The following is a 19,651-nucleotide window of genomic DNA, read 5'->3' as shown; positions in this document are numbered from 1 at the left end:
TGTCACTTTGCAACTTTGAACCTTATAAAATGAAATACAATCCAAACGAAATTGAAGCCAAATGGCAAAAATATTGGGCAGAAAATCAAACTTTTGCAGCAAAAAATAACTCTGAAAAACCGAAACATTATGTACTCGACATGTTTCCTTATCCATCTGGAGCAGGATTACACGTAGGGCATCCGCTGGGTTATATTGCTTCAGATGTTTATTCTCGTTTCAAAAGACATCAAGGTTTCAATGTTTTGCACCCAATGGGTTACGATAGTTTCGGATTACCGGCTGAACAATATGCGATTCAGACAGGACAGCGTCCAGAAGATACAACGCGTGTAAATATTGACGGTGGAGTTGATAAAGAAGGAAAACAAATTGCGGGTTATAGAAAACAATTAGATAAAATCGGTTTTTCTTTTGACTGGGCTCGCGAAGTTCGTACGTCAAATCCTGATTATTATAAACATACACAATGGATTTTTATCCAGTTGTTCAATTCTTGGTATAATAAAACGACAGACAAAGCAGAAGATATTTCGACTTTAGTTGCTGTTTTTGGAAATGAAGGAAATGCAAATGTAAATGCAGTTTCTGATGATAATATTGCTGTTTTTTCGTCAAGCGAATGGAATGCATTTTCTAAAGATGAACAAGAAAAAATCCTTTTGCAATATAGATTAACCTATTTGGCAGAAACAGAAGTAAACTGGTGTCCAGGCTTAGGAACTGTTTTGGCAAATGACGAAATCGTAAACGGAGTTTCTGAACGTGGAGGCTTTCCTGTTATAAGAAAAAAAATGACACAATGGAGTATGCGAATTTCTGCTTATGCCGAACGCTTGCTTCAAGGTTTAAATGATATCGATTGGAGTGAATCTATCAAAGAATCTCAAAGAAACTGGATCGGGAAATCGGTTGGGGCTTTGGTAACTTTTAATGTGAAAAAGCATGATGAGGTAATCGAAGTTTTCACTACTCGCCCTGATACTATTTTCGGAGTTACTTTTATGACTTTGGCGCCAGAACATGATTTGGTAGCTAAAATTACAACTCCAGAACAAAAAGAAGCTGTTGAAGCGTATATCGAAAAAACAGCAAAACGTTCTGAACGTGAGCGTATGGCCGATGTAAAAACTATTTCTGGTGTGTTTACAGGAGCTTATACAGAACATCCATTTACAAAAGAACCAATTCCGGTTTGGATTGGAGATTATGTTTTGGCTGGTTACGGAACTGGTGCTGTAATGGCGGTTCCTTGTGGAGACGAAAGAGATTATGCGTTTGCTAATTTCTTTAAAGGTCAGAACGGAATGCAGGAAATCAAAAATATCTTCGCTAATGTTGATATTTCTGAAGCAGCTTACGGATCAAAAGATAACGTTGAAATTGCAAATTCTGATTTCTTAAACGGATTAGATTATAAAAAAGGAACTCAAAAAGCGATTGAAAAATTAGAAGAAATCGGTCAAGGAAAAGGTAAAACAAATTACCGTTTGCGTGATGCTGTTTTCTCTCGTCAGCGTTATTGGGGAGAGCCATTTCCAGTTTATTACGTGAATGGATTACCTAAAATGATCGAGACGCAACATTTGCCAATTATTTTGCCTGAAGTTGAGAAATATTTGCCAACAGAAGACGGTTTGCCTCCATTAGGAAACGCAGCAGTTTGGGCTTGGGATACAAAACAAAACAAAGTTGTCAATACCGATTTGGTTGACAATGACACTATTTTTCCTTTAGAATTGAATACAATGCCAGGTTGGGCGGGAAGTTCATGGTACTGGATGCGTTATATGGATGCGCACAACGAAACTGAATTTGCAAGTAAAGAAGCATTGGCTTACTGGGAAAATGTAGATTTATACATTGGAGGAAGTGAGCACGCAACAGGTCACTTATTGTATTCTCGTTTCTGGAACAAATTCTTAAAAGACAAAGGTTTTGCTCCAACCGAAGAACCATTCAAAAAACTGATTAATCAGGGAATGATTTTGGGTACGACGGCTTATGTTTACAGATTAGAAGGTACAAATACTTTTGTATCTAAAAATAAAATTGAAGGTCAAAATGTACAGCCAATTCGTGTTGATGTTCATTTTGTAAATTCTTCGGATGAATTAAATATCGAAAAGTTCAAAGCTTGGAGAGAAGATTTCAATACAGCAGAATTTATTTTTGATGAAAACGGAAAATACATTGTAGGACGCGAAGTCGAAAAAATGTCGAAATCATACTATAATGTTGTAACTCCAGATGATATTTGCGCAGAATACGGTGCTGATACATTACGTTTATACGAAATGTTTTTAGGCCCATTAGAGCAGGCAAAACCTTGGAATACTGCTGGTATTTCTGGAGTTTTTGGTTTCTTGAAAAAATTATGGAGATTGTATTTTGATGATAATGGTTTAATCGTAAACAACGACGAACCAACAAAAGACAACTTGAAATCATTGCATAAAACCATCAAAAAAGTGGCTGAAGACATTGAGAATTTCTCTTTCAATACTTCGGTTTCTCAGTTTATGATTTGTGTGAATGAATTGTCTTCTCAAAACTGTCATTCAAAAGCGATTTTAGAGCCATTAGCAATTTTGGTTTCGCCTTATGCACCGCATATTGCTGAAGAATTATGGTCGAAATTAGGACATACAACTTCAATTTCTGAAGTAGCTTTCCCAATTTTTGAAGAAAAACATTTAGTTGAAACGAATAAAGAATATCCAGTTTCTTTCAACGGAAAAATGCGTTTCACAATCGAATTGCCTTTAGATTTAACCAAAGAACAAATCGAAGAAATCGTAATGAAAGACGAGAGAACACAAAAACACTTAGACGGAAGAACGCCAAATAAAGTGATTATTGTTCCTGGAAAAATCATTAACCTAGTCGGTTAATTATTTTAAAATTTCAATATAAAAAAATTCCAAATTCCAATTTTACGATTGGGGTTTGGGATTTTTTTTGTGCTTGTTTTTTTGCCACGAATTGCACTAATTTACACGAATTTTATTCTGAAATGTGTATAGTTTGTCATCCTGAGGAACGAAGGATCGCACACGAAACTCTACAAAGATTGGCGATTCAGTTTGCGGAATATCTTGTGTGATCCTTCGTTCCTCAGGATGACAAGATTGTGAAAAAAACTTTGTGGTTTCGAGTCTTTGTGGTAAAAAAACTTGCAAAATTTGCGGTTAAAAACCCGCACCAACATTGAGATTAGTAATTTTTTCATTAAAAATTTAAAAACTTTTGTAACATTTTAATAGTTGCCGTATCAAAAGCATGGATCCGATTTAATTAACAATTTATTGCTATTAGAATTTTAACAACCTAAAACTATTAAAAATGAAAAAGTATATCATCTTAATTATCGCATTCTTATTCTCAGCATTATGTCTAAATGTTTTTGCACAAACAAAATCATATCCTTTTGAAGTAATTAAAACAGGAAAAGGGAAACAATCTATAATCTTCATTCCAGGATTTGCTTCTTCTGGAGAAGTTTGGAATGAAACAAAAGCGACATTCGAAAAAGACTTCACTTGCTACACGCTTACAATGTCAGGTTTTGCAGGAGTAAAACCACAACCAAATCCTTCATTTGAAAATTGGAAAAATGAAATTGCAGCTTATATCAAAGACAATAAAATCGAAAAACCAATTGTAATTGGCCACAGTATGGGCGGAGGATTGGCACTTGCCATTGCGGCAGATTATCCAGAATTGATTGGGAAAATTGTGGTTGTGGATGCACTTCCTTGTCTGGCAGCTTTGAGTGATCCTTCTTTTAAATCAAAAGAAAATAACGATTGTACGGCAACTGTAAATAAAATGACGGGAATGAACGAAACTCAGTTTTACGATATGCAGAAACAAATGATGCCGAGACTTCTACAAGATCAATCTAGATTGGAGACGGTTGTGAGCTGGAGCGTAAAATCGGACCGAAACACTTTTGGACAAATGTATTGTGATTTTTATAATACCGATTTAAGAGAAAAAATCTCACAGATTAAATGTCCGTCCTTAGTTTTATTAGAATCTTATTTTATAAATTTAAAACCAGCAATTGAAGGTCAGTACAAAAATTTAAAAACTGCCAATTTTCAGTACGCCACAAATGGTCTGCACTTTATTATGTACGATGATACGGCTTGGTACATGGGGCAGTTGAATAATTTTTTAAAAGCTTAAAATGAAATTCGAAGAAATATATAAAACTTATTGGGACAGAATTTTTAGACTTTGCATGGGTTTCGTAAACGATTATGACGCCGCTCAGGATTTGACTCAGGAAACTTTTATAATTGTTTGGCAAAAACTTGAAACTTTTAGAAACGAGTCGGCTATTGGAACTTGGATTTTCAGAATCGCTTCCAATAATTGCCTGAGGCAGATAGAAAAACAAAAGCGTTTCCCCAAATCAGAGCTTCCCGTTCATCTTTCAGAAGAAAAACATTCCTCATTAGAACCTCAGATTCAATTCTTGTATAAATGTATTGCTGAGCTTCCAGAAACCGATCGTATTATTATTTCGTTAGAGTTAGAGGATATCAAACAAAATGAGATTGCTAAAATCGTCGGACTTTCTGAAGCCAATGTTAGAGTGAAAATTCACAGAATTAAAGAAAAACTGACTCAAAAATTTAAAGAAAATGGACAACGATAATAATATAGATTTTAAAGATTTATGGAAAAAACAATCCATAAGTCAGCCAGATATGACCGATTTGCTGGCGCGAATAAATAAGTTTAAGAAAACAAGTTTGCGTTGTTTATGGCTTACAAATATTCTGCTTTTAGCAACCAGTGCTTTCATTGCTTTTATTTGGTTCTATTATCAGCCTCAATTTGTTTCGACTAAAATCGGAATTGTTTTGGTGATTTTGGCAATGCTGATTTATTTAATGGTTTACAACAAACTATTAGGTAATTATAAAAATATAGACGCAAATCAAACCAATCAGGAATATTTGCAAAACTTGATTTTAATTAAAAAGAAACAAAACTTCATGCAGACAAAACTGATGACTTTATATTTTGTTTTGTTAACCCTTGGAATTTGCTTGTATATGTACGAATATGCAAGTAGAATGAAACCTTTGATGGCGATTTTGATTTATGGAATGACATTGTTCTGGATGTTGTTTAACTGGTTCTATATTCATCCAAAACAAACCAGAAAACAGCAGGAGAAAATAAATAGTCTAATTGAAAAATTTGAAGATGTCAATCATCAATTAGAGTTGTAAAAAAGAAAACATCTCAAAAATGCTTTGAGATGTTTTTTAATTTATAAATTTTACTTTTCAAGAAAACCACTATCGTATTGAAAATCAACAATCATTAAACCGGGTGGAGTATTCGCGGCTAAAGGTCCAAATACTCCCTTAATATATCCTCCCTCGGGTTGGTAAGCAGTCCATTTTTGGCCTCCTACACTACGAAGTGAGCTTCCAGAACCGCTAGGATATGCCATTGTTATAGCAAAGTCTGCAAAAGGATTGTCTCCAGATTGTGAAAATCCAGCATATGAAGAGCTTTGAGCGCCAAATAGTGAAGGGCAAGGAACTAAAAAGCCTGTGGTAGGATCTCTGTATACAGCCTGAAACTCAGTGTAATATCTAAAGAAAGTTTTGCCAAAATCATCTTCATGTGTTTGTCTTCCAGCACTATATAGTACTATGTAATTCTTATCTGGAGAAAGGAACGAGCCCTGTTTTCCTGACGAAGTAATAAATTTGCCCGTAGTACTCTGTGAAGTGGTAAAATCACGAGGAATTCCATTGATACTAACATTGCCTTTTTCGTTTATAACTTCTCCGCTTCTATTTTCGAATATAGTTTCTACTTGATTATAATTGTTTCTTTTTAGAAAGTTTCTATGTTGGTAAAACAATTTATTTGCTTTATCAGCATTTAATATTTGTAATGAATTAATTTCATCAGCAATACTTTGTATACTTACAAAGTTTAAGTTTTTTCTTAGGTTGCTAATATCAATCAATCTGTCTGAATGATAATTTTTTAAAACCTCTATTATAGAGTTTTCAGAAAGTTTTGATTTTAAAGTAGGACTTTTTGAAATATATTTTTGAGATGTTTGACTATCCATTTCTGCTTTTATTGCAGAAATCTCATCTATTTTTTGTTCCATTTTTTCTAGAGAAGAAAAATTAAGAACACTATTATTTTCAATTGCATTTTCTGATTTAGTTTCATCATTAGTGCAGGAAGTAATTATCAGGGAGATAATAGCGAATAAGTAAATTTTTTTCATTTTTTTATTGATTTTATTAATATGTGTTTTAGCGAATTTGTAAAAAAGAAAAGTTTCGTTGGACTACGAAACTTTTTCTTTTACCAAAAACAAAAATCTAAAATTTTAAATTTCTATAAACTATTGTCCGAAAACGTATGGTGTAAGTGGCAATACAATTATACCATCATTTGTAGCTGTTGCAGTTAATTCATTTTGTAATTTTCCTCCAACATAAATTTTTCCAGTCAATGTTTGACCTGGAGTTCCGCCATATCCGCTAGCGCTTAATGATGCACCGATAGATTTTGCATCAGCGGTAAATTCTTTAGTCCAAGGAAGTTTGGTGATATCTTCGTTTAGAGCATTTCCTCCTTTTTCAAAATAAGTAGTAGAAAGAGTTCCAGTATAATTTCCAGTTATTTCGTATTTAACGTCTCTTGAGTTGTTTCCGCCTTTATCATCATCGCTGCTGCAAGAAACTGCAGTAAAAGCAAGAGTCATTACAATTGCTAAGGTTTTCAAAATTGATTTCATAAGTATATATTTAATTAATAGTAAGATCTACAACAAAATTAGACCCTTAACTATGGGAGAACAATACCTGATAAAATGTATTTTTTATTACCTGATATCAGGTAAAAGCAAGTGATTTCTTTTTGAAAGTCATTAAGCTTTAATAACTTTGAGTAAATGCCACATTTATGAAGAAAATCTACGCCTTTTTATTTTTTTTATTTTTTACCGCAATTTCCAATTCACAAGTAATTCTTTCATTAGATGATGATACGGTTTATATTGACAGTATTGTTAAGATCACAAAAAGCACAAAATCAGATAGCGTTAAAAGTTTGAATAGTTTCAGATTATCAAAACTGTTTTTGATGTCGCAGGATGCAAAAAAATCTAAAGAATATTTGGAACAGGCAAATAAGCTTAAAGTCAAATTTCCTTTTCTAAAAGATGCTTCTATTTTTTATAATGCCTACAGTTTTATAGAAAAAGGCGATTTGGAAGGTTTTGAAAAAGCTTTGCTAGAAGCAAATGCCAAACTCAAAAAATATAGAAATAAAGAAGCCTATAAACTTCGTGCCGTGATACTTCAGAATTACGGCATTATGCAACAGCGCAAGAATAATGAAAATGCTTACATGAAATTGCTTGTAAATGAAGCGATTCCAATTGCTAAAAAAAGTGGCGATTATGAATTAATCAGTGCATTAAATAAAGCAGTTGCCATTATTTTTATGAATAATGATGAACGAGAAAAAGCGGCAGAATATCTAGATCAAGCGCAGAAATATATTGAGAGCGCCACTAAAAAATCTGCGACTTTAGCAGAGTCTAAGATGGAAACGTATATAATAAATGCAGAAAATTTAGTTGAGCTGAAACATTTTTATGATGCCAAAGAAATTTTAGATAAAGCTTATGAAACTTTAGAAAAATATCCAGAATCAAACTTAAATGATTCTTATTTTTATTCGGAAGGGCTTTATTATGCGAAACAAAACAAACACAACGAGGCGTTAGTGAGTTTTGAAAAAGGAATTAAATCGGCAGAAAGCCATCAGAATGCAATTGCTGTAAACAGATTGAAATTTGCCGAATATGAAGTGCTTTTTAAACTGAAAAATTACGATAAAGCTAAAAGCAATTTAGAATATCTAATTGCAAAAACGCCTTTTATTGTGGATAAAAAGAATTATTACAAAGAGTTGTCTAAAGTTTATAATGCAACAAAAGAATATTCAAAAGCTTATTATTATTCAAATAAATACAATGTTATAAACGATAGTCTAAACGATGCTAAACTGAAAACTGAAATTGTAGAACTTGAAGCAAAATATAAAAAAGCAGAAAGCGAAAAGAAAATTGGTCTGCTGCAGTCTGAGAATGAAAAAGCGGTTTTGCAGGTTAATAATAACCGTTTGAATATGTTGCTTTTTGCAGTGCTTTCGTTTGTTTTGTTTCTGACGGTTTTGTTTTTGTGGAGTTGGAATAATTATCAGAAAAAGATAAGTTTTCAAAAAGAAGTCAATCATAAACAAGAACTTGAAGCATTAGAAAATCAGCAAAAATTATCTGTTTCAAATGCTTTGATTGAAGGGGAAGAAATTGAACGTAAAAGAATTGCCAGAGATCTGCACGACGGACTTGGAAGTATGCTTTCTGGTCTTAAAATGCATCTCAATATAGCCAATCGTGAAAACAAGGAAAATGACCCAAATATTAATGGTTTATTGAACGATTCGATAAAAGAACTTCGCAATATTTCTCAGAATTTAATGCCCGAAAGTTTAATGAAACTTGGGCTTGAACATGCGCTTAGAGATTTATGCGCTTCGCATTCTACTACCGAAACCACGATCGAATTTCAGTATTTAATTAAAAAAACAACTTTGCCACAGCATTTTAAAATTATGATTTTCAGAATCATTCAAGAACTTCTGAATAATTCTTTGAAATATGCCAAAGCATCACAGATTCTGGTTTCCTGCTCGCAGAACAAAGATGTGTTTTTTATTACTGTAGAAGATAACGGAATTGGCTTTAATCTAGAATATGCAGAAAAAAGAGACGGAATGGGCTTGCGAAATATTAAAAATCGTGTGGCTTTCTTAAATGGAAAATTAGAAATAGATTCTGTTCTGGATAAAGGAACTTCAACTTATATAGAATTAAAATATAACCCAAATCATGATTATGAAGTATAAAACGGTAATAGTAGACGATCATCCGATTGTGATTTCTGGAATTTCAGGTTTGCTGTCGGATTTAGATAATATTGAAATTGTAGATAAATTCGAATCGGGAATTGCGCTTTTAGATTATATCGAAGACAATAAAGTCGATTTGATTTTAATGGATATTTTTTTGCCTGTAATAAATGGGGTTGATTTATGTAAAACTATCAAGCAAAAGCATCCTAGAATTGTAATTATAGGTATGAGCAGCCAGTCTGAAAGAAGTTTGGTGATGCAGTTTATCCAAAACGGCGGAAACGGATACATTCTTAAAAACGCTTCTTTTGATGAGTTTAAAGAATGTATTTACAAAGCTATCGAAGGCGAAATTGTTTTTAGCGAAGAAGTAAAAACTATCATTAGCCAACCATTATCTGAAGATTTGGAAAGAATTCCAGGTTTGAGCAGAAGAGAACGTGATATTGCCTTATTGCTTTCACAAGGAAAATCGACACAAGAAATAGCAGATGATTTGTTTCTAAGTTTTTTAACCGTTCAAACCCATCGACGCAATATTCTTCAGAAGTATAAAATGAAGAATGTGGCAGAATTAATTGCTTTTTTACTCAAAAACAACATGCTGAATTAAGTCAAAAGTGGTAAAATGATGTCAAAATGACATTTTGTTAAAGTGGTTCACAATTTGCAGTTTGTTTTGTAAATTTAAAAATCAATCTAAAAACACAAAAAAATGGGATCAGGATATTTAATTATTGCTGGAGCTATAATGTTGTTCAGCTGGCTGGTAAGTTCGCAGCTGAAGAGTAAATTTGAGTTGTATTCGAAACTGCAATTGAGAAACGGAATGAGCGGAAGAGAAATTGCTGAAAAAATGCTTGCTGATAACGGAATTACAGATGTTCGTGTTATCTCAACACCGGGGCAGTTAACAGATCATTATAATCCATCAGATAAAACAGTAAATTTAAGTGAAGCGGTTTATAATCACCGTAATGCAGCCGCAGCCGCAGTTGCGGCTCACGAATGCGGTCACGCAGTGCAACATGCAATTGGTTACGAATGGCTTACAATGCGTTCTAAGCTTGTGCCAATTGTAAGTGTGGCTTCAAATTATGTACAATGGATTTTACTTGCAGGAATTTTAATGATCAAAGTTTTTCCAGGTTTATTACTGGTTGGAATCATCATTTTTGCGGCAACAACTTTGTTTACAATTATTACACTTCCTGTAGAATATGATGCAAGTAACCGTGCTTTGGCTTGGTTAGAAAACAAACACATGCTTACGCAAGAAGAACAAGCAGGAGCAAAAGATGCTTTAAAATGGGCAGCAAGAACGTATGTTGTAGCTGCAATTGGTTCGATAGCAACGTTGTTGTACTATATATCGATTTATTCTGGAAGCAGAAGGAACTAAAAAACAAACTACAATTTAAAAATTCCAAATTCCAATTCTGTTGGGTTTGGAATTTTTTTATGCATTTCTGATAAACGATAAACCCGACAGGTTTTAAAACCTGTCGGGTTTGTCTTTTAGATATTGGAATTTGGAATTTGAAAAATTTGGAATTTATTTCATTCTAAAGCTGTATCTGTCTATCAATCTGCTGATCAAGAGAAATAAAAGTTTCAGTTCTTGAAACTCCTTCAATTGCTTGGATTTTGTTGTTTAAAAGTTGCATTAAATGTTCATTGTCGCGACAGATAATTTTAATCAAAACTGACCAGTTTCCTGTTGTATAATGGCATTCTAAAACTTCTGGGATTTTTCTAAGTTCTTTTACGGCTTCAGAGTTTCTCGAAGCTTTGTCCAGATAAACTCCAACAAAGGCCATTGTGTTGTAGCCAAGGACTTTTGGGTTTACAGTAAATTTAGAGCCAGAGATCACGCCAGATTGTTCTAGTTTTTTTAATCTTTGGTGAATTGCGGCTCCTGAAATTCCTATTTTATTAGCAATTTGCAAGATTGGTTTTCGGGCATCGTCCATGAGATAGCGAAGTATTTCTTTGTCGATTCCGTCAATTTCAATTAAAAGGGAGTTGATTTTCATAACTTATAATTTGAAACTATTTTTAAGATTTGGGTTATCAATAGAAATCAAATGTAGTCAAAATGCTGTAGAAATGGAAATTTCAATATTGAAATCCCAAATTCCAAAACTCAATTTCCAATCATAGCCCGTGGTTTCAACCACGGAAGACGTATAGAAGGAATTCATTCTAAAAAGAAAATTCCAATTTTTTAAATTACTTCGCCTGTTCGCTATTGCTCGGATTCAAATTCTCCAAAAAACAAATTCTAAAACCCAAATTCCAAACATAACCCGTGGTTTCAACCACGGGAAACGTATAGGATAAAACCTAAAAAGAAAAAATTCCAAATTTCAAGCGGTTAACTTGGAATTTGGAATTTTAAATTTTAAAAATTGTATATTTTATAAAGGATTATTTCCCTTTGTTTGCTTCTGCAACGTATTTTTCTAGAGCCATTGTCATAGAAGGTGTTTCAGGAGTTGGAGCAAGAATGTCAATTCTTAAACCATGATCTAAAGCTTCTTTCTGAGTTGTGCTTCCGAATACGGCGATTCTGGTGTCGTTTTGTTTAAAATCTGGGAAATTTTTAAACAATGATTTAATTCCTGTCGGACTGAAAAAAGCTAAGACATCATAATAAACATCTGCTAAATCAGATAAATCACTCATTACAGTTCTGTAGAAAATTGCTTGTGCCCAATCTACTTTTAAACCGTTTAATGTAACAGGAGCATCTGCATTTAATTGGTCAGATGCAGGAAGTAAAAACTTCTCGTCTTTGTACTTCTTAATTAACGGAGATAAATCTGCAAAATCTTTTGCTCCAACGTAAATTTTACGTTTTCTGTACACAACATACTTTTGAAGGTAAAACGCAACAGCCTCAGATTGACAAAAATACTTCAACCCTTCAGGAACTTTGTAACGCATTTCATCAGCCACTCTAAAAAAATGATCTACAGCATTTCTACTTGTTAAAATGATCGCAGTGTAATGATTAAGATCGATTTTTTGTAATCGAATCTCTTTTGCGCTAACCCCTTCTACATGAATAAATGGTCTGAAATCAATTTTTATTTTGTGTTTTTGTTGGAGCTCAAAGTAAGGAGAATTCTCCACTTTAGGTTCAGGCTGTGACACCAAAATTGTTTTCACTTTCATATTATAAATATTTTCTAAGCACTCCCTTTTGTTATCCAATAATAGAGAAAATAATAAGGGGCTATTTCAAGAGCGCAAAGATACAAAATAAAATAAAATAACTTACCGATAATTACGTTTTGATACGTTTTAATTGAAATAAAGTAAGAGTATACGCTAATACACAGCGAAATGCCTATAATTGCTAGTGGTATAATTTGCGGAATATTGTTATAATAGAACAAAATGGCATTGATAGGTAGGATTAAAACACCTATATACGTTCTGTAGGTTACTTTTTGTAAGTTAAAAAGCTCTACAAATTCATCAATATTGAAAGAAGCTGCTACAATTTTCTCAATCAAATATTTTCCTAAAATGAAATAAAGCAGAAAAGTTGCAATTCGGATAAATAAAAGCCAGTCGGTTTTTAGAATACTATAGGTTCCGGTTTTTTGGTCTAATGAAAAAATATGCATCGTTAGCAGAATAAAAAAGGCAAACGATACAATCTGCACAAAAAATAAACCAACTGTAAAGCTGTTTTTCATGTGACTATTGTCTCGATAAATTTTGGCGTATTTGTCAGAAAAAATAAGTTTACTAAACTCACTAAATCTTGTTTCATAAGCCGATTTTGTCATGGCAACAACAGCAAAGGTCAGCACAAATAAAAGTGTTGCCCAGTCTTTGTTTTCAAGAATTCTAGGGTGTAATTGTTCAATCATAGCGTTACAAAATTAGTAATTTTTTGATGCAATACTTTTATTATATATTTATTATGAATCAAATGCTATAAAAAGTTTACTTTTGCGGTGAAATTACCGAGAAAAAAATGAATGATAGCATTGTCATAATTCCCACTTATAACGAAATTGAAAACATAGAAAGTATAGTTAGAGCTGTACTTTCACAACATAAATCTTTTCATCTGCTGATTATTGATGATAATTCTCCTGATCATACTGCAAAAAAAGTAATTGCATTGCAGGAAGAATATCCAGGAAAACTGTTTTTAGAGCAGAGAACTAAAAAATCAGGTTTAGGGACAGCTTATGTTCACGGCTTTAAATGGGCTTTGGAACGCGACTATCAATTTATTTTTGAGATGGATGCCGATTTTTCGCATAACCCAAATGATTTAGAAAAATTATACGATGCTTGTCATTTTGGCGGAGCAGACCTTGCAATTGGATCTCGTTATGTGAAAGGGGTGAATGTTGTAAACTGGCCTCTTAGCCGAGTTCTGATGTCTTATTTTGCTTCTGTTTATGTGAAATTTATCACCGGAATGAAAATTCATGATGCCACTGCAGGTTTTGTTTGTTACAAAAGAGAAGTTCTAGAGAAAATCAATTTAAATAAAATAAAGTTTGTCGGGTACGCGTTTCAAATTGAAATGAAGTACAGAACATACTGTGCTAAATTCCAAATTACAGAAGTCCCAATTATTTTTACAGATAGAACAAAAGGAGTTTCTAAAATGAGTAATGCTATTATCAAAGAAGCTATACTTGGAGTGATTTCACTTAGATTAAGAAAATTAGTCAATTCATTATAAACCAACCGAGATGAACAGGATTTTAATAAAAAATGCCAAAATTGTAAACGAAGGGACAATTTTTGAAGGTGATGTTTTAATTGAAAACGATCTGATTGTTGAAATTGCAGATAGCATTTCATTAAAAACATCAGATTGTATCGTAATTGATGCTGAAGGAAACTATTTGATGCCTGGTGCGATAGACGATCAAGTGCATTTTAGAGAACCAGGATTGACTCACAAAGGAGATATCGAATCGGAATCTCGTGCTGCTGTTGCAGGAGGAATTACTTCTTTTATCGAACAGCCTAATACAGTTCCGAATGCGGTTACTCAGGAAATTTTAGAAGATAAATATAAAATTGCTTCAAAAAAATCATTTGCGAATTATTCGTTTATGATGGGAGCAACAAATGATAATCTGGAAGAAGTTTTAAAAACTAATCCAAAAAATGTTGCCGGAATCAAAATTTTCTTGGGTTCTTCGACAGGAAATATGTTGGTTGATAATGAAGCTGTTTTAGAAAAAATATTCTCAAGTACTCCAATGCTAATTGCAGTTCACTGTGAAGACGAAACTACGATTAAAAATAATCTTGCTGCTTTTAAAGAACAATATGGAGATGATGTTCCAGTTACGGCACATAATTTAATAAGAAGCGCAGAGGCTTGTTATATTTCTTCTTCAAAAGCTGTGGCTTTAGCAAAAAGAACAGGTGCGAGATTGCATATTTTCCATCTTTCAACTGCAAAAGAAATGGAATTATTTACAAATAAAATTCCGTTAGAAGAGAAAAAAATTACTGCTGAGGTTTGTGTGCATCATCTTTGGTTTACAGATGAAGATTATAAAACAAAAGGGAATTTCATAAAATGGAATCCTGCTGTTAAAACAGCCGAAGATCGTGCTGAACTTTGGAAAGCTTTGAATGATGGAAGAATTGACGTAATCGCAACAGATCATGCTCCGCATACGAAAGAAGAAAAACAGCAATCTTATCTAAATGCGCCTTCTGGAGGTCCGTTGGTACAGCATGCTGTTGTGGCAATGTTTGAAGCACATCACCAAGGAAAAATTAGTGTGGAGAAAATCGTGGAGAAAATGTGCCACAATCCGGCTAAACTTTTCAAAATTGAAAAAAGAGGATTTATTAAAGAAGGTTACCACGCCGATTTAGTAATCATAAATCCAAGCCTGCCTTGGAGCGTGAAACCAGAAAACATTTTATATAAATGCGGATGGTCGCCGTTTGAAGGTTATACTTTCAAATCAAGAATTACGCATACTTTTGTAAATGGAGAATTGGTTTACAATAATTTCAAAGTACGAGATACCAGAGCGGGTAAACGATTATTATTTGACAGATAAAAAGCAACTATGAAGAATTTTATAGTAATAATATTGGTTTTGTTTCTTTCTATCAGCTGTAAAAAGGATGTGGTAAAACAGCCTGCAAAGCTTATTGAGAAAGATAAAATGATTGATATTATGTATGATTTGTCTCTTTTGGAAGCAATGAGATATCAGAAACCATTGTCTTTGGATTCGATAGATAATGATCCGAAAAGGTTTATTTTTAAAAAATACAAAGTAGACAGTCTTCAATTTGCACAGAACAACATGTATTATGCTTCTGATTATGATAGTTATAAAGACATGTTTGATCAGGTTAATAAAAGAATTGAAGTCAATCAAAGAGCGGCTGATTCTTTAGTCAAAATTGATGAGAAAAAAGCAGCGAAGGAAGCGAGAAAGAAACTGAAAGAAATGTCAAAAGATTCTGTTCAGAAAACAATTCCAAAAGTTAATATTGATTCTATACAACAAGCTCACAGAAATAGAAGAAAACTATAATTTTGAGCTATTAATAATATATTGATGAATATCTGTAAAAACCGTTCCTAGAGCGGTTTTTATTTTTTCGTTACTATACAGATTTTTTGAGTAGGAAGCTTTTGCTGTTGCTTTTGTAATGCTTCTTTTTTTGAAAAATAAGGTTGAAAATATTCCGTCAGTAATCCACAGCAAATTCATTAAAAAAGGTGTCGCATGAATATGAGGTCTTTTTACTTTTAAAGCGTTAGCAACAGTATCTAAAAGATCTTTGAAAACAATATTGTCAGCGATGAGGGTGAAACGTTCGTTTTTAATTTCGCTTTTCATCAACTCAAAACTTGTTTTGACAACATCATCAACAGAGATAAAACCAGTGCTTCCTAATGTGTAGAAAGGAAGTCCTTTTGAAACTTTGCGATAAATTTCGCTGCTGCCTTCGTCAAAAATATCCATCATTTTTGGTGGACCTAGAATTACACCTGGATTTACAATAATAACACTTAAGCCTTCTTGGTGTCCACGCCAAACTTCCATTTCGGCACCATATTTAGAAATGGCATAATCGCTGTGCGGTTTTTCAGGATTCCAATCTGTTTCTTCGGTAATGTGTGTTTCGTGTGCTGCAATATCTCCTAAAGCGGCAATCGAACTGATATAGCAAAATTTTTCTACTTCTTTGGCAATAGCAAAATTGACCATATTTGCAGTTCCTTCGATATTGGTTTTTCTAAGGATTTCTTCGTCTTTTGGTTCAAAAGAAATAAAAGCTGCTGAATGATATACTTTTGTGATGCCAATAAAAGCAGTTTCAAGAGAAGGTATGTCCAAAATATCGGCTTCAAGCCAATTGATTTTTTCAAACAAATTTGTTTTTTTATAAAAATCAAAAACCGATTTTGTTTTCTGAATATTTTTTTCGGTTCTATAAATTGCCCGAACATTTTCTCCATTTTCAATTAAATGAAGCAATAAATGTGCGCCTACTAAACCAGTTCCTCCAGTTACTAATATCATGTTGTAAAGATAAGTTTTTGGTTGGAAGGTGCAAAGTTGCAGAGGGACAAAGTTGCAAAGGTTTTTTTATAAAGTTTCAAAGTGTTTTTTGTTTTTTGTCATTGCGATCGATATTGATTGCATTTGCACAAATTATTTAAAACACGAAAGCAAAGGATAAATGTTTGTCCTTTGCTTTCATGTTTTTTGTGAAGTTTCTGTTGTGTATTAGAAGATAGAATAGGCAAATACCAAATCAATTGCATTATATTCAACAGAAAAAGTATTGTAATCTGTTAATAGCTGTTTTTTAGTGTTTGTTCTAATCTCAGCACTGAACTTATTTTTAAAGTTGTAACCTACTCCAAAAGCAAAATTAGATCCCGTTTTACTTTCAAGCTCTGCATTTTTATCAAAGGATAAACTTGCCTTGCCATTTATATCAAAAGAGAAAGCAGCATTTATAAAAACTTTTGAATTATTATTAATAAGAAAATAATAACGTAATCCTATGGGAACCTGTATGCTCGAGTATTTAACTTCTATGCTGCGAGTTATAGAAGGAGATCCCGCAAAAAGACCTGGTCTGCTGTATTGCTTGGTGGTTTCGTATTTTTGATAAGCCGGGTTTAAAAAGATGCTCCACTTGTTTTTATTAAAAGGAAGAAGGTATTCTGCTTCCAAACCTATTTTTAAATTAGTATTACTATCTAAATTTACATCTATTGATGGACTGTCTCCATCATTCATAGATCCTGAGATGAAACTAAGTTCAGGTGTTATTTTTAAATGAAAATGACCTTCACTAGATTTAGATATTACACTGTTTTTTGTTTTGTTGTCGGTATTATTGTATTTTAAAAAGTATCTGGTAAGATCAGATTTTTTATATTTTAGATTCGTAATCTCACTGTCAGCTGTATTGCCTAATCTGACATTGTTATTTAATTGCTGTTTGTAGTAATCATTTTCTCTTAATTCTCCAGTTGATTTATCTCCTTTTGTCAAAATGTATTTTAAATATGTAAGTTGCTCTAATGGAGTACTTTTGGTTTCGTAAAAATATCGGATAAGATTTCCTTCTGTGTACGAGTATAATGTTGCTTCTCCCTGAACTAATAACCTTAGGAAGAGAGTGTTTTCTTCCCATACAGGTTGTCCAGTTTCTGATAGTTTGTCTAAATTGTCACTAGAACGATCCATTTTTACTTTGGCTCTTTTGAAAGTTACAGTATTGTCGATGCCAAATTCCTGAACATTAGTAATGGTTTCTGTTTTGTAATCATTGTCGCCAATCTGGGATTTGTATTTGAAATCGGTTGGATTGTTTTTCCAGTCTAAGTTTCGGATGAAACATTCTGTTCGTATTCCATTGTTGGAAATAAAGTACCCTTTTTCAAAAGAAACTTGCGCATTGCTCAAGGTGCAATAAAGAAAAAGAATAAGTAAAAAAGTTTTTTTCATTTTGGTAGTTTTTGGTGGGCGAATCTAAAGAAAAAATAAAATAGATTTTTACGTGTTTCCGTAAATAGATTTTTTTATCCTTTGGATTTTTGTATTAGAAAAGTGAGCTTTTCGAATTAATCTCATTGTCATGTTTTTAGCTTAAATGATTAAATTTTATATTGAAATTGCTTTTTATTGTTGATAATGAAATTGCTTTTGTCATTACCATTGACATTGATTACATTTGCGCAAATTATTTAAAAAAATGAAGAATCTAGTTGAAGAATTAAAATGGCGCGGGTTATACCATGATAGTATGCCTGGAACGGAAGAACAATTGCTAAAAGAAGCAACCACTGCCTATATCGGTTTTGATCCAACGGCAGATTCACTGCACATCGGAAGCATGGTACAGATCATTTTATTGGTTCACTTAAAGAATTTTGGTCACAGACCAATCGCTTTAGTAGGTGGAGCAACAGGAATGATTGGAGATCCTTCTGGTAAATCTGATGAAAGAAACTTGCTTGATGAAGAAGCTCTAGCTAAAAACGTAGCTGGAATCAAAAGTGTTTTGTCTCGTTTCTTAGATTTTAATTCAACCGAAGCAAATGCACCTGTAATGGTGAATAACTACGATTGGATGAAAGAATTCTCTTTTATCGATTTTGCACGTGAAGTTGGAAAAAGAATTACCGTAAACTATATGATGGCTAAAGATTCTGTGAAAAAGAGATTTAGCGGCGAAGGTGAGGGTATGTCTTTTACAGAATTTACATATCAGTTAATTCAAGGTTATGATTTCTATCATTTATATAAAAACAACAACTGTATTCTGCAAATGGGTGGTTCTGACCAATGGGGTAATATTACCACAGGAACAGAATTGGTGCGCAGAATGGGAGGTGAGAATGCGAAAGCTTATGCTTTAACAACGCCTTTGATTACAAAAGCTGACGGATCTAAATTTGGTAAATCTGAAGGAGGAAACGTTTGGTTAGATGCTGATAAAACTTCTGTTTACAAATTCTACCAATTTTGGGTAAATACAACAGATGTAGATGCTGAGAAATACATTAAAATCTTTACTTTCTTAGATAAAGAAACAATCGATGCGTTAATTGAAGAGCATAAAACGGCTCCACATTTAAGAGTTTTACAAAAGAAACTGGTAGAAGAAATTACTGTTTTTGTTCACAATAGAGAAGAATTAGAAAAAGCAATTCAGGCTTCGAATATTTTGTTTGGAAATTCAACTGCTGAAGATTTGAAAAAATTGGATGAAGCGACTTTTTTAGAAGTTTTTGACGGAGTTCCACAAGCTGAAATTGCAAAAGCTGATTTAGAAAACGGATTGGATATTATTACAGTTTTAAACGAAAAAACAGGTTTCTTTAAATCTAACGGAGAAGCGAGAAGAGCTTTAACAGCAAACTCAATTTCTGTAAACAGAGAAAAAATAAAAGAAGATTTCGTTTTAACAGCAAATGATTTAATCAACAACCAGTTTGTGCTATTGCAAAGTGGAAAGAAGAATTATTTTGTGATTAGAGTGGTTTAACTGTTTAATCGGTTAATTGTTTAATCGATTGTTCAAACTTGATCTTGAAAATATAAATTCCAATATCTCGAAAGAGGTATTGGAATTTTTTGTTTCAAGAAATCATTCCGTAGGAATGTTTCGTCGGTAG

At 33.0% G+C, this 19,651-nt stretch carries 18 protein-coding genes; 11 read left to right on the top strand and 7 right to left on the bottom strand.

Annotated features, from left to right (window positions below; translation table 11 throughout):
* Positions 1-29 precede the first annotated feature (29 nt).
* The 4 genes from leuS (at position 30) to DMA14_RS13260 (ending at position 5,252) form a co-directional block, all read left to right on the top strand.
* On the top strand, positions 30-2,894 hold the full coding sequence (gene leuS / locus DMA14_RS13275; protein WP_111425119.1) for a leucine--tRNA ligase: 2,865 nt from the start codon (positions 30-32) through the stop codon (positions 2,892-2,894).
* A gap of 451 nt (positions 2,895-3,345) precedes the next feature.
* Positions 3,346-4,194, top strand: a complete 849-nt coding sequence (locus tag DMA14_RS13270; RefSeq protein WP_111425118.1) for an alpha/beta fold hydrolase — start codon at positions 3,346-3,348, stop codon at positions 4,192-4,194.
* Between the two features lies 1 nt (position 4,195).
* Positions 4,196-4,669 (top strand): RNA polymerase sigma factor, encoded by a 474-nt coding sequence (locus DMA14_RS13265; protein ID WP_111425117.1) that lies wholly within the window; start codon positions 4,196-4,198, stop codon positions 4,667-4,669.
* Positions 4,656-5,252 carry a hypothetical protein gene (locus DMA14_RS13260; RefSeq protein WP_111425116.1) on the top strand — a complete coding sequence of 199 codons (597 nt, stop codon included), beginning with the start codon at positions 4,656-4,658 and terminating at the stop codon, positions 5,250-5,252. Before DMA14_RS13265 ends, DMA14_RS13260 begins: the two co-directional genes overlap by 14 nt.
* Before the next feature lie 50 nt (positions 5,253-5,302).
* Here DMA14_RS13260 and DMA14_RS13255 read toward each other — a convergent pair whose 3' ends face one another.
* Both DMA14_RS13255 and DMA14_RS13250 read right to left on the bottom strand, forming a co-directional pair.
* On the bottom strand, positions 5,303-6,280 hold the full coding sequence (locus DMA14_RS13255; RefSeq protein ID WP_111425115.1) for a hypothetical protein: 978 nt from the start codon (positions 6,278-6,280) through the stop codon (positions 5,303-5,305).
* A 120-nt stretch (positions 6,281-6,400) separates the two neighbouring features.
* The gene (locus DMA14_RS13250; protein ID WP_111425114.1) at positions 6,401-6,796 is read right to left on the bottom strand and encodes an MmpS family transport accessory protein; all 396 of its coding nucleotides are present in this window, start codon (positions 6,794-6,796) and stop codon (positions 6,401-6,403) included.
* A 167-nt stretch (positions 6,797-6,963) separates the two neighbouring features.
* On the opposite strand from DMA14_RS13250, the gene DMA14_RS13245 reads away from it, so the two are divergent.
* From DMA14_RS13245 to DMA14_RS13235, 3 genes are all read left to right on the top strand, one after another.
* Positions 6,964-8,976: an ATP-binding protein gene (locus tag DMA14_RS13245; protein ID WP_111425113.1), complete on the top strand. Its 2,013-nt coding sequence runs from the start codon at positions 6,964-6,966 to the stop codon at positions 8,974-8,976.
* Positions 8,966-9,595, top strand: coding sequence for a response regulator (locus DMA14_RS13240; RefSeq protein WP_238989970.1), 630 nt, complete (start codon positions 8,966-8,968; stop codon positions 9,593-9,595). Before DMA14_RS13245 ends, DMA14_RS13240 begins: the two co-directional genes overlap by 11 nt.
* 102 nt (positions 9,596-9,697) lie before the next feature.
* Positions 9,698-10,384 carry a zinc metallopeptidase gene (locus DMA14_RS13235; RefSeq protein ID WP_111425111.1) on the top strand — a complete coding sequence of 229 codons (687 nt, stop codon included), beginning with the start codon at positions 9,698-9,700 and terminating at the stop codon, positions 10,382-10,384.
* A gap of 163 nt (positions 10,385-10,547) precedes the next feature.
* Here DMA14_RS13235 and DMA14_RS13230 read toward each other — a convergent pair whose 3' ends face one another.
* The 3 genes from DMA14_RS13230 to DMA14_RS13220 form a co-directional block, all read right to left on the bottom strand.
* On the bottom strand, positions 10,548-11,018 hold the full coding sequence (locus DMA14_RS13230; RefSeq protein WP_111365821.1) for an Lrp/AsnC family transcriptional regulator: 471 nt from the start codon (positions 11,016-11,018) through the stop codon (positions 10,548-10,550).
* 394 nt (positions 11,019-11,412) lie between these two features.
* Positions 11,413-12,162, bottom strand: coding sequence for a uroporphyrinogen-III synthase (locus DMA14_RS13225; RefSeq protein ID WP_111365823.1), 750 nt, complete (start codon positions 12,160-12,162; stop codon positions 11,413-11,415).
* Between the two features lie 14 nt (positions 12,163-12,176).
* Positions 12,177-12,869, bottom strand: a complete 693-nt coding sequence (locus tag DMA14_RS13220; protein ID WP_111425110.1) for a DUF4271 domain-containing protein — start codon at positions 12,867-12,869, stop codon at positions 12,177-12,179.
* 107 nt (positions 12,870-12,976) lie between these two features.
* Here DMA14_RS13220 and DMA14_RS13215 point away from each other — a divergent pair, with 107 nt between their 5' ends.
* From DMA14_RS13215 to DMA14_RS13205, 3 genes are read left to right on the top strand one after another with little or no spacing between them, the layout of a single operon-like run.
* The gene (locus DMA14_RS13215) at positions 12,977-13,702 is read left to right on the top strand and encodes a polyprenol monophosphomannose synthase (protein ID WP_008465116.1); all 726 of its coding nucleotides are present in this window, start codon (positions 12,977-12,979) and stop codon (positions 13,700-13,702) included.
* Positions 13,703-13,712: 10 nt separating this feature from the next.
* Entirely contained in the window at positions 13,713-15,053 is a 1,341-nt protein-coding gene (locus tag DMA14_RS13210; RefSeq protein WP_111425109.1) for a dihydroorotase, read from the top strand.
* 9 nt (positions 15,054-15,062) lie between these two features.
* A complete protein-coding gene (locus DMA14_RS13205) occupies positions 15,063-15,539 on the top strand; it encodes a DUF4296 domain-containing protein (RefSeq protein ID WP_203418300.1) in 477 nt (158 codons plus the stop codon).
* Here the strand turns inward: DMA14_RS13205 and DMA14_RS13200 are convergent.
* Positions 15,534-16,535: an NAD-dependent epimerase/dehydratase family protein gene (locus tag DMA14_RS13200; RefSeq protein ID WP_111425108.1), complete on the bottom strand. Its 1,002-nt coding sequence runs from the start codon at positions 16,533-16,535 to the stop codon at positions 15,534-15,536. The two genes, DMA14_RS13205 and DMA14_RS13200, sit on opposite strands and share 6 nt — an antisense overlap.
* 207 nt (positions 16,536-16,742) lie before the next feature.
* Positions 16,743-17,978 carry an outer membrane beta-barrel protein gene (locus tag DMA14_RS13195; RefSeq protein ID WP_111425107.1) on the bottom strand — a complete coding sequence of 412 codons (1,236 nt, stop codon included), beginning with the start codon at positions 17,976-17,978 and terminating at the stop codon, positions 16,743-16,745.
* A 247-nt stretch (positions 17,979-18,225) separates the two neighbouring features.
* Here DMA14_RS13195 and tyrS point away from each other — a divergent pair, with 247 nt between their 5' ends.
* Positions 18,226-19,521: a tyrosine--tRNA ligase gene (tyrS, locus tag DMA14_RS13190; RefSeq protein WP_111425106.1), complete on the top strand. Its 1,296-nt coding sequence runs from the start codon at positions 18,226-18,228 to the stop codon at positions 19,519-19,521.
* Positions 19,522-19,651 lie beyond the last annotated feature (130 nt).

Origin of the sequence: Flavobacterium sharifuzzamanii (assembly GCF_003254585.1) — a bacterium.
Taxonomy (GTDB): domain Bacteria; phylum Bacteroidota; class Bacteroidia; order Flavobacteriales; family Flavobacteriaceae; genus Flavobacterium; species Flavobacterium sharifuzzamanii.
The sequence above is the reverse complement of the archived record's forward strand: the minus strand, read 5'-3'. Positions and strand labels throughout refer to the sequence as shown.

What these genes read in the sequence shown, in the direction of transcription:
- DMA14_RS13200 (WP_111425108.1), bottom strand. Translation starts at nt 16,535, where the DNA reads ATGATATTAGTAACTGGAGGAACTGGTTTAGTAGGCGCACATTTATTG.
- DMA14_RS13255 (WP_111425115.1), bottom strand. Translation starts at nt 6,280, where the DNA reads ATGAAAAAAATTTACTTATTCGCTATTATCTCCCTGATAATTACTTCC.
- DMA14_RS13210 (WP_111425109.1), top strand. Translation starts at nt 13,713, where the DNA reads ATGAACAGGATTTTAATAAAAAATGCCAAAATTGTAAACGAAGGGACA.
- DMA14_RS13245 (WP_111425113.1), top strand. Translation starts at nt 6,964, where the DNA reads ATGAAGAAAATCTACGCCTTTTTATTTTTTTTATTTTTTACCGCAATT.
- DMA14_RS13240 (WP_238989970.1), top strand. Translation starts at nt 8,966, where the DNA reads ATGAAGTATAAAACGGTAATAGTAGACGATCATCCGATTGTGATTTCT.
- tyrS (WP_111425106.1), top strand. Translation starts at nt 18,226, where the DNA reads ATGAAGAATCTAGTTGAAGAATTAAAATGGCGCGGGTTATACCATGAT.
- DMA14_RS13250 (WP_111425114.1), bottom strand. Translation starts at nt 6,796, where the DNA reads ATGAAATCAATTTTGAAAACCTTAGCAATTGTAATGACTCTTGCTTTT.
- DMA14_RS13270 (WP_111425118.1), top strand. Translation starts at nt 3,346, where the DNA reads ATGAAAAAGTATATCATCTTAATTATCGCATTCTTATTCTCAGCATTA.
- DMA14_RS13260 (WP_111425116.1), top strand. Translation starts at nt 4,656, where the DNA reads ATGGACAACGATAATAATATAGATTTTAAAGATTTATGGAAAAAACAA.
- leuS (WP_111425119.1), top strand. Translation starts at nt 30, where the DNA reads ATGAAATACAATCCAAACGAAATTGAAGCCAAATGGCAAAAATATTGG.
- DMA14_RS13230 (WP_111365821.1), bottom strand. Translation starts at nt 11,018, where the DNA reads ATGAAAATCAACTCCCTTTTAATTGAAATTGACGGAATCGACAAAGAA.
- DMA14_RS13265 (WP_111425117.1), top strand. Translation starts at nt 4,196, where the DNA reads ATGAAATTCGAAGAAATATATAAAACTTATTGGGACAGAATTTTTAGA.
- DMA14_RS13215 (WP_008465116.1), top strand. Translation starts at nt 12,977, where the DNA reads ATGAATGATAGCATTGTCATAATTCCCACTTATAACGAAATTGAAAAC.
- DMA14_RS13205 (WP_203418300.1), top strand. Translation starts at nt 15,063, where the DNA reads ATGAAGAATTTTATAGTAATAATATTGGTTTTGTTTCTTTCTATCAGC.
- DMA14_RS13220 (WP_111425110.1), bottom strand. Translation starts at nt 12,869, where the DNA reads ATGATTGAACAATTACACCCTAGAATTCTTGAAAACAAAGACTGGGCA.
- DMA14_RS13235 (WP_111425111.1), top strand. Translation starts at nt 9,698, where the DNA reads ATGGGATCAGGATATTTAATTATTGCTGGAGCTATAATGTTGTTCAGC.
- DMA14_RS13225 (WP_111365823.1), bottom strand. Translation starts at nt 12,162, where the DNA reads ATGAAAGTGAAAACAATTTTGGTGTCACAGCCTGAACCTAAAGTGGAG.
- DMA14_RS13195 (WP_111425107.1), bottom strand. Translation starts at nt 17,978, where the DNA reads ATGAAAAAAACTTTTTTACTTATTCTTTTTCTTTATTGCACCTTGAGC.